This window comes from Burkholderia sp. GbtcB21 (assembly GCF_019091065.1).
In the GTDB taxonomy this organism is placed as follows: Bacteria; Pseudomonadota; Gammaproteobacteria; order Burkholderiales; family Burkholderiaceae; genus Burkholderia; species Burkholderia pyrrocinia_C.
The window spans coordinates 13,803-29,717 of sequence record NZ_JAGXKA010000032.1 but is presented as its reverse complement, the minus strand read 5'-3'; the positions used below and the strand labels follow the sequence as shown (position 1 = coordinate 29,717).

13 protein-coding genes are annotated in these 15,915 nt (G+C 68.6%); 7 read left to right on the top strand and 6 right to left on the bottom strand.

From position 1 onward, the window contains the following. The coding region (locus KVT39_RS35235) for an aldehyde dehydrogenase family protein (RefSeq protein ID WP_217591258.1) at window positions 1-1,205 on the bottom strand (1,205 nt) is incomplete at its 3' end. Between the two features lie 628 nt (window positions 1,206-1,833). Here KVT39_RS35235 and KVT39_RS35230 point away from each other — a divergent pair. The 3 genes from KVT39_RS35230 (at window position 1,834) to KVT39_RS35220 (ending at window position 5,606) form a co-directional block, all read left to right on the top strand. Then, complete coding sequence (locus tag KVT39_RS35230) at window positions 1,834-3,414, top strand: amino acid permease (RefSeq protein WP_217591257.1); 1,581 nt, start codon at window positions 1,834-1,836, stop codon at window positions 3,412-3,414. A 133-nt stretch (window positions 3,415-3,547) separates the two neighbouring features. Beyond that, complete coding sequence (locus KVT39_RS35225) at window positions 3,548-4,816, top strand: FAD-binding oxidoreductase (protein WP_217591256.1); 1,269 nt, start codon at window positions 3,548-3,550, stop codon at window positions 4,814-4,816. A 115-nt stretch (window positions 4,817-4,931) separates the two neighbouring features. Beyond that, window positions 4,932-5,606, top strand: coding sequence for a TetR family transcriptional regulator (locus KVT39_RS35220; protein ID WP_034180911.1), 675 nt, complete (start codon window positions 4,932-4,934; stop codon window positions 5,604-5,606). A gap of 65 nt (window positions 5,607-5,671) precedes the next feature. Here the strand turns inward: KVT39_RS35220 and KVT39_RS35215 are convergent, their stop codons facing one another. Further along, entirely contained in the window at window positions 5,672-7,459 is a 1,788-nt protein-coding gene (locus KVT39_RS35215; RefSeq protein ID WP_217591255.1) for a phospholipase D-like domain-containing protein, read from the bottom strand. Window positions 7,460-7,564: 105 nt separating this feature from the next. Beyond that, on the bottom strand, window positions 7,565-8,323 hold the full coding sequence (locus KVT39_RS35210; protein WP_034180913.1) for a DeoR/GlpR family DNA-binding transcription regulator: 759 nt from the start codon (window positions 8,321-8,323) through the stop codon (window positions 7,565-7,567). Between the two features lie 215 nt (window positions 8,324-8,538). On the opposite strand from KVT39_RS35210, the gene KVT39_RS35205 reads away from it, so the two are divergent. The 3 genes from KVT39_RS35205 to nadE all read left to right on the top strand — a co-directional run bounded on the left by KVT39_RS35205 (window position 8,539) and on the right by nadE (window position 10,986). Beyond that, window positions 8,539-8,724, top strand: a complete 186-nt coding sequence (locus KVT39_RS35205) for a hypothetical protein (protein ID WP_006480515.1) — start codon at window positions 8,539-8,541, stop codon at window positions 8,722-8,724. Window positions 8,725-8,963: 239 nt separating this feature from the next. Next, on the top strand, window positions 8,964-9,833 hold the full coding sequence (locus KVT39_RS35200) for a DMT family transporter (protein ID WP_034180914.1): 870 nt from the start codon (window positions 8,964-8,966) through the stop codon (window positions 9,831-9,833). A 247-nt stretch (window positions 9,834-10,080) separates the two neighbouring features. Further along, a complete protein-coding gene (gene nadE, locus KVT39_RS35195) occupies window positions 10,081-10,986 on the top strand; it encodes an ammonia-dependent NAD(+) synthetase (RefSeq protein WP_105393486.1) in 906 nt (301 codons plus the stop codon). 77 nt (window positions 10,987-11,063) lie between these two features. Here nadE and KVT39_RS35190 read toward each other — a convergent pair whose 3' ends face one another. The 3 genes from KVT39_RS35190 to KVT39_RS35180 all read right to left on the bottom strand — a co-directional run bounded on the left by KVT39_RS35190 (window position 11,064) and on the right by KVT39_RS35180 (window position 15,283). Next, window positions 11,064-12,740, bottom strand: coding sequence for a S10 family peptidase (locus KVT39_RS35190; protein ID WP_034180915.1), 1,677 nt, complete (start codon window positions 12,738-12,740; stop codon window positions 11,064-11,066). Between the two features lie 73 nt (window positions 12,741-12,813). Next, a complete protein-coding gene (locus tag KVT39_RS35185; RefSeq protein ID WP_217591254.1) occupies window positions 12,814-14,406 on the bottom strand; it encodes a protease pro-enzyme activation domain-containing protein in 1,593 nt (530 codons plus the stop codon). 256 nt (window positions 14,407-14,662) lie between these two features. Beyond that, a complete protein-coding gene (locus KVT39_RS35180; protein ID WP_034180917.1) occupies window positions 14,663-15,283 on the bottom strand; it encodes a LysE family translocator in 621 nt (206 codons plus the stop codon). 133 nt (window positions 15,284-15,416) lie between these two features. On the opposite strand from KVT39_RS35180, the gene KVT39_RS35175 reads away from it, so the two are divergent. Beyond that, complete coding sequence (locus KVT39_RS35175) at window positions 15,417-15,881, top strand: Lrp/AsnC family transcriptional regulator (protein WP_034180918.1); 465 nt, start codon at window positions 15,417-15,419, stop codon at window positions 15,879-15,881. The last annotated feature ends 34 nt before the right edge of the window (window positions 15,882-15,915 follow it).

Here is a 15,915-nt window from a genome sequence, read left to right as displayed (position 1 = left end):
TCGTAGACCATCACGTACAGGATCGGTGCGAACGTCTCGCGCTCGACCACCGCCGATTGCTTCGGCATCCGCACGATTGCCGGACGCACGTAGTACGCATCCGCGTGACCGACGTCGACGCGCTCGCCGCCCTTCACTTCGCCGCCCTGCTCGCGTGCATCGGCCAGCGCCTTCTGCATCGCGTCGAACGATGCGCGATCGACCAGCGGGCCGACCAGCGTGCCTTCTTCGAGCGGGCTGCCGACCTTCACCGATGCATACGCCTTCTCGATGCGCGGCAGCAGTTGCTCGACGATGCTGCGATGCACGATCAAGCGGCGCAGCGTCGTGCAGCGCTGGCCGGCCGTGCCGACCGCCGCGAACGTGACCGCGCGCACGACGAGGTCGAGATCGGCGCTCGGCGCGACGATCATCCCGTTGTTGCCGCCAAGTTCGAGGATGCCGCGCGCGAGACGCTGGCTCAGCACCTTCGCGACTTCCGTGCCCATCCGCACGCTGCCCGTCGCGCTGACGACCGGCACCTTCTTCGACGCCGTCAGCACCTCGCCGACATCGCGCATGCCGAGCACCAGCTGGCTCAGCCCTTCCGGCGCGACGCCCGGATGCGTCTTCCCGAACTCGCGCAGCGCCTTCCCGAGCAGCACGTGGCAGGCGATCGCGGTAAGCGGCGTCTTCTCCGACGGTTTCCACACGACCGGGTCGCCGCACACGAACGCGAGCGCCGCATTCCACGCCCACACCGCGACCGGGAAGTTGAATGCCGAAATCACGCCGCACACGCCGATCGGGTGCCACGTTTCCATCATCCGGTGGCCCGGGCGCTCCGACGCGATCGTGAGGCCGTAAAGCTGGCGCGACAGGCCGACCGCGAAATCGCAGATGTCGATCATTTCCTGCACTTCGCCGAGGCCTTCCGACGTGATCTTGCCGGCCTCGAGCGTGACGAGGTGGCCAAGCGCGGCCTTGTGCTCGCGCAGCACATTGCCGAACACGCGCACGAGCTCGCCGCGCACCGGCGCCGGCACCGTGCGCCACTTGAGGAATGCGTCGTGCGCGGCGTCGATCTTGCGCTCGGCGTCGGCGGGCGTGTCGACGGCCAGCGTCGCGAGCGTCGCGCCGTCGAGCGGCGAACGCGCGGTCAGCGCATTGCCTTTCCACTGGGCGAGATCGATATCGAGCGCGGCAAGAATGTCGTTGAATTGCATCACTTCCTCTTCAGGGACAGATTGATCGGTGCGGCGGCAGCGCCGCCCGCGTGATTCGATTGGAGCGCGTTCGCGCGCCCTGTGCAAGCGGATGCGCAGCTCGGCAGGCCCGGTGCGCCGCACGGCGCATCGCGCTGCGCCGCCGCCGAAAAGCCCGGCCGGACGGCGCGCCCCAGCCTCGCGAGGCACGATCCATGAAACACATTGTCGGCGGCCACAAGTCGGGCCGCTATTGATATTAACTCACGACTTCATTCCCAAAACGCAACACCTCGGCGACCCGGACCGATGCTTTTTAGTGCCGATATGGGACCTTTCCAAAGCCCGTAGCAGGGCGGCCGGACGCGTCCTGACGCAAAGCAAGTTGATGACAAAGCCGCATCACCCTGTTCGGAAATATCGTTTGCCGCTCGTGCATCGGGCACACACAATCGGTGCGACGTCGAGGTGCAACGCACCCGGCGCGCCGCCGGCCGCCACTACGGCAGCCGGACGACAGACGAACGCGACACGCATCGCGGCCCGGCTCATCCGGCCCGTTCCCGCGAAGCACCACCGCTACCCGGCCGGCAACGCGTCGCGCTTCGTCGCCGAAAAACAATCCCGGAGACAGCGCCCAGCACCCGCCATGCATTCAGATGCCCGCCCCGATTCGCCCCGTCCGTCCGGCTCGCCGCCCGCGAAGCCGTCCCTCCACCGCGCGCTGCAGGCCCGCCATCTGCGAATGATCGCGATCGGCGGCTCGATCGGCACGGGCCTGTTCGTCGCGTCCGGCGCGTCGATCTCGCAGGCCGGCCCCGGCGGCGCGATGCTCGCGTACATGGTGATCGGCCTGATGGTCTATTTCCTGATGACGAGCCTCGGCGAAATGGCCGCGTTCATGCCCGTGTCGGGTTCGTTCGCGACCTACGGCGCGAAGTTCGTCGACGAAGGCTTCGGCTTCGCGCTCGGCTGGAACTACTGGTACAGCTGGGCCGTCACGCTGGCGGTGGAGCTCGTCGCCGCGCAGCTCGTGATGCATTACTGGTTTCCGCATGTGCCGGGCGTCTGGTGGAGCGCGCTGTTCCTCACGCTGATCTTCGCGCTCAACGCGCTGTCGGTGCGCGGCTTTGGCGAAGCCGAATACTGGTTCGCGCTGATCAAGGTGCTGACGGTGCTCGCGTTCGTCGGCGTCGGCCTGCTGATGATCTTCGGGATCATGCAGGGCGGCCCGAGCGCCGGCTGGGGCAACTTCACGATCGGCGACGCGCCGTTCGCCGGCGGCTGGGCGACGATGCTCGGCGTCGCGATGATCGCGGGCTTCTCGTTCCAGGGCACCGAAATGATCGGCGTCGCGGCCGGCGAATCGGAGAACCCGCGCACGACGATCCCGCGCGCGGTGAAGCAGATCTTCTGGCGCATACTGCTGTTCTACGTGTTCGCGATCTTCGTGATCGGCGTGCTGATTCCCTATACCGACCCGAGCCTGCTGAAGAGCGACGTGACCGACATCGGCGTGAGTCCGTTTACGCTGGTGTTCCGCCACGCGGGCCTCGCATTCGCGGCCGGCGTGATGAACGCAGTGATCCTGACGGCCGTGCTGTCGGCCGGCAACTCGGGCATGTACGCGTCGACGCGGATGCTCTACAACCTCGCGGTCGAAGGCCGCGCGCCGAAGCTGTTCGCGAAGCTGTCGCCGGGCGGCGTGCCGCGCAATGCGCTGTACGCGACGACCGCCGTCGGCGCACTGTGTTTCCTCACGTCGCTGTATGGCGACAAGACCGTCTACCTGTGGCTGCTGAACACGTCGGGCATGGCCGGCTTCATCACGTGGCTCGGCATCGCGGTCAGCCACTACCGGTTCCGCAAGGGTTTCCTCAAGCAGGGCTACCGGCTCGACCAGTTGCCGTACCGGTCGAAGTGGTTCCCGTTCGGCCCGCTGTTCGCATTCGCGCTGTGCGCGGTCGTCGCGCTCGGCCAGGATTACCAGGCGTTCCTCGCCGACAAGGTCGACTGGGCCGGCATCGCCGCGACCTACATCGGCCTGCCGTTCTTCCTCGCGATCTGGCTCGGCTACGCGCTCGTACGCAAATGCCGCCTGGTGCGCTACGAGGACATGGAGATCGCGCCGTGGATCGAACGCAACGCGACGCCCGAAGCAGCACCGCGGGCCGAAACCGGCTACGCGGGCTACGTCGCCCGCCCGGCCAACCCGGCGCCGGGCGCCTGACGGCCCGCCTCGCGCCGGCCGCTGCCCGGTCGTGGCAGCCGGCGCCCTGCGCCCCCATTCGACGCGGCGCGCGCGTTCAGGCAAGATCGACGCGCGCCGTCCGTTTTTCCGCCGTTACGAGTCATCGAATCGAATGCAGAACTTCTACGAAGCCACCGTTACCCGCCAGCCCTACCCGCAACTGACCGGCCCGATCGACACGCAGGTCTGCATCGTCGGCGGCGGCCTCGCCGGCCTGTGCACGGCGCTCGGCCTCGTCGAGCACGGCGTGCGCGACGTCGTCGTGCTCGACAGCGAACGGGTCGGCTTCGGCGCATCGGGCCGCAACGGCGGCTTCGTATTCGGCGGCTACAGCCTCGACAACGCCGACCTGCTGCGCACGCTCGGCCGCGACGAAGGGCGCCGGCTGTACCGGCTCACCGTCGATGCGGTCGACCTGATCCGCGCGCGGATCGCGCGCTACGGGATCGACTGCGACATCGTCGATGAGGGCGTGATGCTCGCGAACTGGTTCGACGATCCTTCCCGGCTCGACAGCGTGCGTACGCTGATGAAGCGTGAACTCGGCGTCGACTGGGAACCCGTGTCGACGGACGCGCTGCGCACGCGGCTGAAGACGCAGCGCTATTACGGCGGCCTGTTCGAGCCGAACGCATTCCACTTCCATCCGCTCAAGTACGTGCTCGGCGTCGCGGCGGCCGCATCGCACGGCGGCGCGCGCGTGTACGAGCGCTCGGCTGCGCTCGGCATCGCACGCGAAGGCGCCGGGTACGTCGTGCGCACGGCGCAGGGCGCGGTGCGCGCGAAGGACGTCGTGTTCGCCGGCGGCGGCTACGCGCGCGGCGTGTCGCCGCGCATCGAACGCGCGGTATTGCCGATCGCCACCTACGTGATCGCAACCGAACCGCTCGGCGCGCGGCTGCCGGACGCGATCGACGCGCCGTACGCGATCTACGACACGCGTTTCGCGTTCGACTATTACCGCCCGCTGAAGGACACGCGCATCCTGTGGGGCGGCCGGATCTCGGTGCTCGACCGCGGACCGGACGCGATCGCGCGCCTGCTGCGGCGCGACCTGCTGCGCGTGTATCCGCAACTCGAAGACGTGAAGGTCGACTACGCGTGGGGCGGGCTGATGAGCTATGCGCGGCACAAGATGCCGCAGATCGGCCGCGACGCGGACGGCGTGTGGCACGCGATCGCGTTCGGCGGCCACGGGATGGCGCCGACCACGGTCGCCGGCGAAGCGCTCGCGGCCGCGCTGGCCGAAGGCCGGCCGGTGCCGGACGGCTTCGCCGCGTTCGGGCTCACGCGCACGTTCGGGCTGGCGGGCCTCGCCGCCGCGCAGCTCACGTACACGGCATATCAGGCCCGCGACGCGCTCGCGTCCTGCCGCCGCTGAGCGCCCCGCGGCGGCCGCAACTGCCCGCCGATTAGAGCGGAAGGTCGGCAGGACGCGGATTTCCCACATGCTAGAATGCCTCGTCCAAGCCGCCGCGAAGCCAGAACAAATTCACATGAAAGCAGGAAGCAAGGCCGCCACGTCCGAAAGCCGCGCGCTTGCGTCCGACGCGCGGCGCAAATACGATCCCGAGCAAACCAAGCGCAACATCCTCGATGTCGCCACGCAGGAATTTTCCGCGATGGGCCTCGCCGGTGCGCGCGTCGACGCGATCGCCGAGCGCACGAACACGACGAAACGGATGCTCTATTACTACTTCGAAAGCAAGGAAGGCCTGTACGAGGCCGTGCTGGAGAAGGTGTACGGCGACATCCGCGCGCTCGAGCAGGAACTGCACGTCGGCGACATGGAGCCGCGCGAAGGCATGCGCCGCCTCGTCGAATTCACGTTCGACTATCACGACAAGCATCGCGACTTCGTCCGCCTCGTGTCGATCGAGAACATCCACGGCGCGAAGTATCTCGAGCAGCTCAAGTCGTTCAAGAACCGCAACGTCAGCATCATCAAGACGCTCGAGGAACTGGTCGAGCGCGGCGCGGCAAGCGGCGCGTTCCGCAAGGACATCGACGCGTTCGACCTGCACCTGCTGATCAGCTCGTTCTGCTTCCACCGCGTGTCGAACCGCTACACGTTCGGCGCCGCGTTCGGCCGCGACCCGTCGGCGCCGCGCCTGCGCGCACGGCATCGAGACACGATCGCCGACGCCGTGCTGCGCTACGTCGCCGCGTAAGCGGCGGCTGCCCGGGCTCCCGGGCAGCGTACCCCAGGGCACGAAGCAACCGTGCCCTTCTCGCGTCAATTCGTCGGCGCGGTCGACGCCAGCGCGATCCGCGCCTTTTCTTCCGGGCTTCCCGCCACGTAATACTTTTTCGCCCAGCTCGAATCGGGCGCGAGCGCGAGCCGCGCATGCGTGCCCGTGCCGGCGCCGTGCTGCTTCGCACTGATCGCCAACGCCCGTGCGCGATAGTGCTCGTAGAGCCGCAGGAATTCCGCCAGATAGATCGCCGCGATCCGCTTGTCGCGAATCTCGAGCAGGTTCTCGTCGTTGTACTGCTCCGAATTGCGGCTCATGTTCGCCGAACCCGTATACACGACCGGATTCGCGCCTTCCGCATCGATCACGATGAACTTGTGATGGATCACGACGGGCGGATAGGCCGGCGCCGGCTCGCCCGGAAACTGCCGCAATTCCGGCTCGAAGCCCTGCGGCACCGTCGCCGGCGAGAAGTACTCGGCGTCGATCACGTCGTGGTTGTCGCGGCTGCGGTGATACAGCTCGAGGTTCGCGAGCGTCGCCGCATCGAGCGGCTGGCCGGCCTGCTGCGCGGCATCGGCCTTCGTCGCGCTGCCGATGTTGATCTTGTTCACCAGGCCGAACATCATCAGCCCGCGGTCGCCGGCCGCGAAGCACGCGTCGCGCAGCGCCGCGTCGGTCGGCATGAACAGGCAGAACGACACCGAATGCTTCGCGGCCGCAATCGCGGCGACGATCGTGTCGATCTCGGTGCGCTGCCCCGACGGTTCTGGCGAAAACGCCAGCCGCACCTGTGCGCTGCCGATCGTCATCGGCGCCGACCAGCCCGGCGACAGCCGCGCCGTCTCCGCGACCGACGGATTCGCGGCCAGCGCATGCGCGCGGTCGTTGTACAGCGCGGCGAGCGCGGGCGAGTCGAACGCGTGCAGCACGTTGGCCTGCTCGGTCAGCCCCTCGGTCGTGAAGTTCGCGGAACCGGTCAGCACGCGCGCGGGCGACGGGTTCGACGGCGCATCGGTCACGATGAACTTGTCGTGCATGATGTGCGTCTTGTCGCGCGGCGCGAGTGTCGCGAGCCCTTGCAGCGCGTCGACGGCCGGCTGGTTCGGCGAAGGCAGCGGCGGCTTGCCCTGGCGCGCCGTCGTGTGCGCGTCGTAGACGATCGCGAGCGACGCGTCGCCGTGCTTGCGCCCGAACGCTTCGAACGCGGGCAGCGCCCACAGCGTGTCGGTCAGGTGATAGACGACCGACGCCGCGCGCGACGCGGGGTCGAGCATCTCCGCGAACACCTGCTCCATGTCGTTCGCGAGCCACGTGCGCAGCTTCAGCGCCCGCGCACCGCTCGGTGCCACATGCGGCGCGAGCCCCAGCGCCGCGACCTGCTTCGCGAACGCCTGCGAGCTCACCACCGCGCGGTTGAACCACGTGCCGATGCCGTCCGCGATATGCGCGGGCAGCACGACGTCGCACACGCCGACCTGCGCGTCGAGCACCTGCAGATTGTCGGGCGTGCCGACGACCGGATAGACGTCGTAGCGGAACGACGCGCCGCGGTCCTGCGGATCGATGCGCGCGTCCCACCACATGAATTTCTGGATCGGCGCCTGGTCGGTCGGCGCGTCGCCCTGCGTGTCGGCGGCCGGGCCGTCGAACGTCAGCCGGTTCGGCAGCCAGCTGTCCGGCGCGCGCGTCTTGCCGTCGGCCGAACAGAAGCCCGGCGTGCGCCGGATCGCGAAGCCGAGGAAATCGTTGCGCGACTGCGCATCGGCCCAGTCGAAGGCCAGCAGGACGAGAGTGGGGGAAAGATAGCTGCGCACGCTGACGGTCATTCGTTGCTCCCTGGCCGCGAGGCCGGTCGAAATGAATGGGTCAGTGTCGGCAGAGGTTCTTCCCGCAGGATGACGGTCCGATGAACCTTGTATGTCGGAAGCGCGTCAGTCGCACACGAGCAGTTCGATCCCGCGCACGGTCAGCGCGCGGCGCACGGCCTTGTCGGGTGCGCGTTCGGTCACGAGATAGCGCGCGGCGGCCGCGCCGTTGATCCGTACCGGCGTCACGCGGCCGAATTTCGAATGGTCGGCGACGATGATCGCCGTGCCGGCCGCCGCGATCATCCGGCTGCGCACTTCGGCCGCGATCCGCGAGTAGTCGGTGCACTCGCCGTCGGCCGTGATGCCGCCGGCACCGACGAACGCGAAATCGACATGGTATTGCGCGAGCTGGTGGATCGTGTCGAGCCCGAAGGTTGCGTCTTCGTCGTCGGACAGCTCGCCGCCGAGCAGCGTCACGCGGTTGCCGTTGCGCCGCGCGAGCACGAACGCGGTGCGCCAGTCGTTCGTGTAGATCGACAGCCGGTGCCGGTCGGCGAGCGCAAGCGCGACCGCATGCGGCGTGCTGCCCGAATCGATCAGCACCGATGCGTCGTCGGGCACGAATTCGGCCGCGCGCCGCCCGATCGTGCGCTTCGCTTCGGCGTTCGCGGCTTCGCGCTCGGACAGGCTCGGTTCGCGGCGGTCGGCGGCCAGCGCACCGCCGTGCGTCATCACGAGCAGGCCGCGCGCGGCAAGCGCGTTCAGGTCGCGCCGCACGGTTTCGCGCGACACGTCGAGCGAGCGCACGAGTTCCGCGACCGACAACGCGCCCGACCGTCCGAGCTCCGACAGGATGTATTGATGACGTTGTTCCGCCAGCATCGCGTGTGCGCCCGGGGCGACTGGTAATGGGTAAGCTGGCCATTGTATTACGGCCGCTTTACCGGTATTTGACTGCGGCGCGAAACGCGGCCGGGCGGCCGGCCGCATTCCCCGAAAGCGAAATTCTGTATTGCCTGACGCGCGCGAATCGGCACGCCGCCGGTTGCTACACTTTGCGCTTCGCCGAACGACAGACCAAGCAAAGGGCTCGCACCATGTATCGCAAAGGCAGCGTGATCGAAATCCAGTTTCCGCCCGAACGACTCAACGATGCGGCCGGCGATCCGTACTGGATCGACCTGACGCTCGACGAGGCGCGCCGGCTCTACGAGCAGCTCGCCGCGCGCTTCGCGACCGACGCGCGCGCCAACCAGCCGCTCGACACGTTCTCGATCGACTGATCTCCGCAGCTTCGCGCTTGCCCTCATCGCAAGCGGTGCGGCGTCCTACCCGTCCGCGCCCCGCTCGCGCCCGCCGATAGCCGGCCCGCGGCGGAAGCCGGATGCCCGGCACCCAACGACCGTCGGCGCATTCGCACGATGCGCGGTCCGAGTGCAGGATTCGACAAGACGCCGGTGCCGCTTCCCGCGATACTGGCCGACTTTACGGTTCCGTCCGGCCGCATCGCGGCCCGCCTCGCATGCTTACCTCGATCGTCGCCGCCGCTTTCGTCGCGCTGTGGTCCACCGGCTTCATCGTTGCACGGGCAATCAAGCCCTACGCCGATCCCAACCTGTTCCTGCTCGCGCGTTTCGCGGGTACGGCCGCGCTGTTCGGCGCGGTTGCGCTCGCCGCGCGCGCGCCGTGGCCGGCCCGCCGCGAGTGGCCGCGCCACCTGATCGCGGGCGCGCTGCTGCAGGGCGTCTATCTCGGCGCGAGCTACTGGGCCGTCGCGCAAGGGTTGAACGCGGGCGTGATGGCGCTGCTCGGCGCGCTGCAGCCGCTCGCCACCGCCGTGCTCGCCGTCCCGCTGTTCAACGAGCGCCTGCCCGCGCGCGGCTGGTTCGGGATGGCGCTCGGGCTCGCCGGCGTCGCGCTCGTGCTGGCGCCGAAGGTCGCGGGCGGCGTCGCGCCGCCGCCGGGTGCGGCGCCTGCGTGGTTCGTGGTCGCCGTATCGGTGCTCGCGGTCGGGTCGATCACCGCCGGCTCGCTGTACCAGAAAGGCAAGCTCGCGCAGAGCGACCTGCGCACCGCGGTCGCCGTGCAGAACTTCGGCGCGGCGATCGTCGCGGCGATCTTCGTCGTGCTGCTTCATGAAACGCGCTGGATCGGCGCGCCGGCGCTGTGGGTGTCGCTCGTGTGGGGCGTCGTGTTCCTGTCCGGCGGCGCGGTCACGATGCTGATGTGGATGCTACGGCGCGGCAACGCGGCGCGCGCGACGTCGCTGCTGTTCCTCGCGCCGCCGCTTGCCGCGCTGCAGGGTTACCTGCTGTTCGGCGAAACGCTCGCGGCGATCCAGCTGTTCGGCTTCGCGCTCGCGCTGGCGGGCGTCGTGCTCGCGCGGCGCTGACGCGGGCGCACATGCGCGCGGCCGTGCGGCCGCGCCGACGCTTGCCGGCAAGCTCAAACTCATCGAAGCCGGCCTCACGGCCCCCCGTCCCGCGGCATCCCGCACCCGCCCGGCGCACCATGCACCACGGCGACGCAGCGCGTCTCGCCGAAGCAACGCCAGACGGCCGGATCGCACGCCCGGCGCGGCGCCCCGCCGCGATTGCGCTTATGATGGGCGCCTTGCATTTCGTTCCGGAACCACCTTCATGACATCCGCCGATTACGCCAGCCGCCAACGCGCGATCATTGCCGAACTGAACGTCGCCCCGCACTTCGACGCCGAGGCCGAGATCGCCCGCCGCGTCGATTTCCTCGCGCAATACCTTCGTTCGACCGGCCTGCGGACCTACGTGCTCGGCATCAGCGGCGGCGTCGATTCGTCGACGGCCGGGCGGCTCGCGCAACTGGCGGTCGAACGCCTGCGCGCCGACGACTACGATGCGCGCTTCATCGCGATGCGTTTGCCGAACGGCGTGCAGAACGACGAAGCCGATGCGCAGCGCGCGCTCGCGTTCGTGCGCGCGGACGAGGAACTGACCGTCGACGTGAAACCGGCCGCCGATGCGATGCTCGGGTCACTGGTCGCATCCGGCCATGCGTTCGACACGCCCGCGCAACAGGATTTCGTGCACGGCAACATCAAGGCGCGCGAGCGCATGATCGCGCAGTACGCGGTGGCCGGCGCACGGCGCGGCATCGTGATCGGCACCGATCACGCGGCCGAATCGCTGATGGGTTTCTTCACGAAGTTCGGCGACGGCGGCGCGGACATCCTGCCGCTCGCGGGCCTCAGCAAGCGCCGCGTGCGCGCAGTTGCCCGCGCGCTCGGCGGCGACGAAGCGACCGTGATGAAGGTGCCGACGGCCGATCTCGAGGAACTGCGCCCGCTGCGTCCCGACGAGCACGCATACGGCGTCAGCTACGACGAGATCGACGATTTCCTCGAAGGCAAGCCGGTCAGCGACCATGTGTACGAAACGGTGCTGCGCTTCTACGACGGTTCGCGCCACAAGCGCGCGCTGCCGTACACCTTGTTCGACTGGCCGACCGCGCAAGCCGGCCACCCGCGCGAAAACACCGCCGCGTCGCAATCCGGCGCTGCGGCCGCGTGACCGGCCGGCCCCGCGCCGGAACCTGACCGCCGCGCGCACCGTAGCCGCGACGCGCGGCAACCAAACGACGGGCAACGCTACGCGTGCCCGCCCGTCTTCTTCGCCTGCAGCGCGCGAATCCGCATCCGCGCGCCCGTATCGCTGACCGTCGCGTCGTACATCGTCGCGAGATCGCGCTTGAGCGCGGTGCGCGAACCGCCGTCCAGATACACCATGTGCCCCGACGGATAGAACCGCGCGGACAGGTTCTGCCGCACCTTCTGATCCTCGAGCGGCATCTGCTGCAGGTCGATCACGGTCTGGTAGAACGGCGTGACGAAATCGTACAAGCCGTTCGCCGACAGCACCTTCAGGTCGACGTTCAGCGCCATCACCGCGGCGAGATCGCCGGCCGTGTAGAGGATCACGTTCCCCTGCGCATCGATGCCCTGCTGCGCGCCGGTCGGGTCGATGTGGCCGAAATCCCAGTTCCGGAACGCCTGGTCGTTCAGGTCCGTGAACGCGGAATTCGACGTGAACTTCAGCTGCTCGTTCAGGTAGCTGTTCCACATCGCCGTATAGACACCCGTCACGGCCGTCATCGTCGGATCGTTGCCGCCCGAGTTCGGGTCGATCTTGCCGGCGATGCCCGTCGAGATCGCGGTCACGCGGCCGTCGTACGAACCGAGCGAGAGCCCCTGCGCATGCAGCAGCGTCGTCAGGAACAGCGAATTGCCGCGCGCGTCGTAGCCGGCGATGTCGAGGCTCCACGATTGCAGCGTCGCCGCGTCGATGCCCGTGTATTGCGACAGTTTCTGCACGGCGGCCGGGTCTGCATGCGGAGCCTTGCGCAGCGCGTTCAGGTAGTCGGTGCGCGAAAACTGCGCGACTTCCTCGACGAACGCGCCGAGATCGGCCGGCGCCGGCGTGACGCCGAGTTTCTTGTGATACCACGCATCGGCCGCGGCGGTCGGCAGCGCGCCGACCGGGTTGCCGGCCTGCCGGTAGTCGAGGATCGACGATTGCAGCGTGACGCCGTTCAGGTCGACGCCGTCCTCGTGCAGCTTGTACGCGAGCACGCAGCTGCGCGCGGTGCCGTACGATTCGCCGAACAGGTATTTCGGCGAATTCCAGCGGTTGTTCTTCGTCAGGTAGCGCTTGATGAACTGCTTCAGCGAATCCGCGTCCTGGTCGACGCCCCAGAAGTTGCGGTTCTTGTTCGGCGCGACGGCCGCCGAATAGCCGGTGCCGACCGGGTTGATGAACACCAGGTCGCTGTGGTCGATCATGCTGTCCGGGTTGTCTTCCATCTGGTACGGCGCGGGCGGCGTGAAACTCGGCATCGACGTCTTGATGCGCTTCGGCGCGAACGAGCCGAGCAGCACGAACACCGACGACGAACCGGGCCCGCCGTTGTAGAAGAACGTCACGGGCCGCGTTTCCTCCTTCGCGCCGTCGGCCGTGAACGCAACGTAGAAGATCTTCGCGGCCGGCTGCGAACTGCTCGGGTCGACCGTCACGAGATGGCCGACCGTCGCCGTGTACGCGATGCGCTTCCCGTCGATCAGGATCGTGTGATGCGTGATCGCGGCCGCTTCGGTCGTGTCGGTCACCGAATCGTCGGGGCCGTTGCCGTACGCAACAGGATCGAAGAACGGCTGGTCGCGGCCGTGGCTCAGCGCGACCGGATTGATGGTCGGCGGCACGCCATGCGAATTGTGGTCGCCGTGATGCAGCGGATACACGCCGCCGGAAGATGCGGAATCGATGCCCATCGTGCTGCTCCTGGAGGTGAAAAAAGACGCGGGCAGGACACCCGCGTCGAACGAAAAGGCGTGTGCCGACGCGTCAGCTCGACGGCTTGCGCGCGAGAATCGCGGCGAGCTGCGCGCCGTCCGGGCTGCCGAGGCCCGTGCATGCGTCCCAGCCCGACGCGGCCGCATACGTGCCGTTCGATCCTTTCGTGATATCGCGCAGCGCGCCCGGATTCTTGTACAGCACCGGATTGACCCAGCCGGCCGATGCGCCTGCCGCCGCATTGATCCGCGCGATCAGCGCGGCCCACAGCGGCGCGACCGCGCTCGTGCCGCCCATCACGGTAGCCGTGCCGGCGACCGATACCTCGTAGCCCGTCTGCGGCGACGCATCGCCGGCCACGTCCGGCACGCCGCGCTTCGCGAGCGGCGTGCGGCTGCCGTCGGCGCGCGTGACGGCGAGCCCCTGCTGCCACGACGGCAGGTCGAACAGCGTACTGACGCCGCCGCCGCCCGCGCCGCCGCCCGACGCCTCGTCGTTCCACGTGACCTCGCTGCGGATGCCCTGCCCGGGCAGCGCGTCGAGCTGCGTGCCGCCGCAGCCGAGCACGTACGGGCTCGATGCGGGGAAGTCGACGTGATCGGCGCCGTCCTGCAGCCCGTCGCCCGAGCCGCTGTCGCCCGACGCCGCGCACACGGTGATCCCCTGCGCAGCCGCCGCCTGCAGCACGCGATTGAACGCCTGCGCCGACTGCGCCTGCCAGACCGCTTCCGCGCCGCCCCAGCTGATCGAGATCACCGACGGTTTGTTGGTCTTGTCGTTGACGGCCGCGTTGACGGCCTGGATGAAGCCCGCGTCGCTGTTCGGTGCGAAGTAGACCGCGATCTTCGCGGCCGGCGCGATCGCACCGGCGATCTCGATGTCGAGCGCGACTTCGCCGTCCGGGCCGTTCGGGTCGCCGGACGGCGCGTTGCGGCCGGTGCCGACGTTCACGTCGACGAGCGTCGGCGGCGTCTTGATGCCGAGCCCGCTGAAATACTGCCGGATGTCGGCCGCGCGGTAGCCGCCGCCGAGTTCGACGATCGCGATGCACTGCCCGGCGCCGTCGCCGGCCGGGAAGCCGTACAGCGACGCGAGCTGGACCGGCGTGAACGTGACGCCCGCCGTACCGCCGCGCGCGGGCCTGAACGGCGGGCGCAGCCGGAAGTGCGGCCGCGCCTGCGGGCGGCTGTCGAGGCCGAGCACGGCCGTGACGGCGTCGCCGAGATCGTCGGGCAGCGTGATCGGGCCCGAGCGGCCGCGATACTGGCCGATCGAACGATGCTCGAAACGCTCGAGCTTCACGCCGAACGCCGCTTCGAACTGCTGGATCATGCCGGACAACACGACGACGCTTTCGACGGGATCGACGCGATCGACCGTCAACTGGTGACGGCGCGCGAAGTCCTCGGTCTTGCGGATGTCGTCGGGATTGGCGGAGAAACGCTGCGCGAACGCGTCGCGCGACAGCGGTTTCGCCTGTGCGTCGCCGGTGGCGAGCTGCTGGACCAACGTATCGAGTTGCCCTTCTTCCTGCCGCCGCAACATGATCGTGACGTGGATGCGTTCTGCCGGATCGCACGGGCCGAGGCACTTGGACTCGGCGACGATTCGGGGTTCACGGTCGGCGTGAAGATGCCTTGCCATGTTCAGACCCTCCTTGGTACCGCGTTGCACGGAACAGCCAGGAAATCGGACATAGCCGGCGGAAGTCGGTTCCGTTCGGTCAGTCGGTTCGCAGCAGCGCGAAATTAAAAGGAGTTTAGAACAGTCAGATGATTTGCGCGCACGCCCTTCTGCGGCGGGGGATGCACACGAAGGCCGGCATTGCGCGCGGCCTGCGCCGATCGGCGCAGCGGCACCGCGCGGCCCGTCGACCTGCGCGGCGGCAAGGCAGCGGCGCTCAGTCCATCGACAGGCGCAGCGCGAAACCGATCAGCGCCGCGGAAAACGTCCAGCGCTGCACCGTCTGCGCGAGCGGATGCGCGCGCATCCACGCCGCGATGCGCGACGCGCCGAACACGCAAGCGAGGTCGAAGCACACGCCCGCCGCGACCAGCAGCGCGCCGAGTTCGAGCATCTGCCAGACGACCGGCCCGGCCTCCGGCCGCACGAACTGCGGCAGCAGCACCGAGCAGAACAGCAGCGCCTTCGGGTTCAGCAGGTTCGTCAGCAGTCCCTTCACGAACGACTGCCGCAGCTCGCCCGCCGCCGCGTCGCCTTCGCCGAGCGCGAACACCGGCGAACGGAACACCTGGATCGCGACATACGCGAGATAGAGCGCGCCGCCGTAGCGAATCACCTCGTACAGCCACGGCGCGCTGCGGATCAGCGCCGCGACGCCGCATGCGGACAGCGTCACGTGCGCGCTGCGCGCGAGCGACAGGCCGGCCGCCGCCGCCATCCCCGGCCGCACGCCGCGGCCGATGCTGGTCTGCAGCACGAGCGCCATGTCAGGCCCCGGCACCGCATAAATGGCCGCCAGCGCGGCGAGATAGATCAACAGCAAATGCGTGGAAATCATGTTCTGCCCCCTCCTTCAATGACGATATGTTGCCGCTGAAGAAGGAGGGATTATTGGCCATCTTTGGCCCGGAATTGGCGATTCATAGCGGAATCCGCCACAATCTCAAAATCAGAACAAGGATTCCGCCAATATGACCGAACTCGACAAAACCGATCGCGCGATCCTCGCTGCGGTGCAGCGCGACGGCCGCATGCCGATCGCGCGTCTCGCCGAATCCGTCGGCCTGTCCGAGACGCCTTGCGCGCGGCGCCTCAAACGTCTCGAAAGCGACGGCTACATCGAGCGCTACCGCGCGCAACTGTCGCGCCAGGCGCTCGGCTTCGGCGTCGTCGCGTTCGTGCTGGTGCGGTTCGCGACGCACGACCGCAAGGTCGCCGACCGGTTCGAACGGGAAGTGCTGGGCATCGAGCGAATCCTCGCGTGCCACAACGTCGCGGGCACGGCCGACTACCTGCTGCAGGTGGTCGCGCGCGACCTCGACGACTACGGCACGTTCCTGCGCGACTCGCTGCGGATGCTGCCCGGCGTGACGTCGATCGAATCGGCGCTGTCGCTGCGCGAGGTGAAGCACGACGCGGGGTTGCCGGTGCCGTGACGCGCGCGGCGGCCCGCGCCGATGTAACGCTCGT

What these genes read in the sequence shown, in the direction of transcription:
- KVT39_RS35215 (WP_217591255.1), bottom strand. Translation starts at nt 7,459, where the DNA reads ATGACCGTCAGCGTGCGCAGCTATCTTTCCCCCACTCTCGTCCTGCTG.
- KVT39_RS35205 (WP_006480515.1), top strand. Translation starts at nt 8,539, where the DNA reads ATGTATCGCAAAGGCAGCGTGATCGAAATCCAGTTTCCGCCCGAACGA.
- KVT39_RS35210 (WP_034180913.1), bottom strand. Translation starts at nt 8,323, where the DNA reads ATGCTGGCGGAACAACGTCATCAATACATCCTGTCGGAGCTCGGACGG.
- KVT39_RS35230 (WP_217591257.1), top strand. Translation starts at nt 1,834, where the DNA reads ATGCATTCAGATGCCCGCCCCGATTCGCCCCGTCCGTCCGGCTCGCCG.
- KVT39_RS35185 (WP_217591254.1), bottom strand. Translation starts at nt 14,406, where the DNA reads ATGGCAAGGCATCTTCACGCCGACCGTGAACCCCGAATCGTCGCCGAG.
- KVT39_RS35220 (WP_034180911.1), top strand. Translation starts at nt 4,932, where the DNA reads ATGAAAGCAGGAAGCAAGGCCGCCACGTCCGAAAGCCGCGCGCTTGCG.
- KVT39_RS35200 (WP_034180914.1), top strand. Translation starts at nt 8,964, where the DNA reads ATGCTTACCTCGATCGTCGCCGCCGCTTTCGTCGCGCTGTGGTCCACC.
- nadE (WP_105393486.1), top strand. Translation starts at nt 10,081, where the DNA reads ATGACATCCGCCGATTACGCCAGCCGCCAACGCGCGATCATTGCCGAA.
- KVT39_RS35180 (WP_034180917.1), bottom strand. Translation starts at nt 15,283, where the DNA reads ATGATTTCCACGCATTTGCTGTTGATCTATCTCGCCGCGCTGGCGGCC.
- KVT39_RS35225 (WP_217591256.1), top strand. Translation starts at nt 3,548, where the DNA reads ATGCAGAACTTCTACGAAGCCACCGTTACCCGCCAGCCCTACCCGCAA.
- KVT39_RS35190 (WP_034180915.1), bottom strand. Translation starts at nt 12,740, where the DNA reads ATGGGCATCGATTCCGCATCTTCCGGCGGCGTGTATCCGCTGCATCAC.
- KVT39_RS35175 (WP_034180918.1), top strand. Translation starts at nt 15,417, where the DNA reads ATGACCGAACTCGACAAAACCGATCGCGCGATCCTCGCTGCGGTGCAG.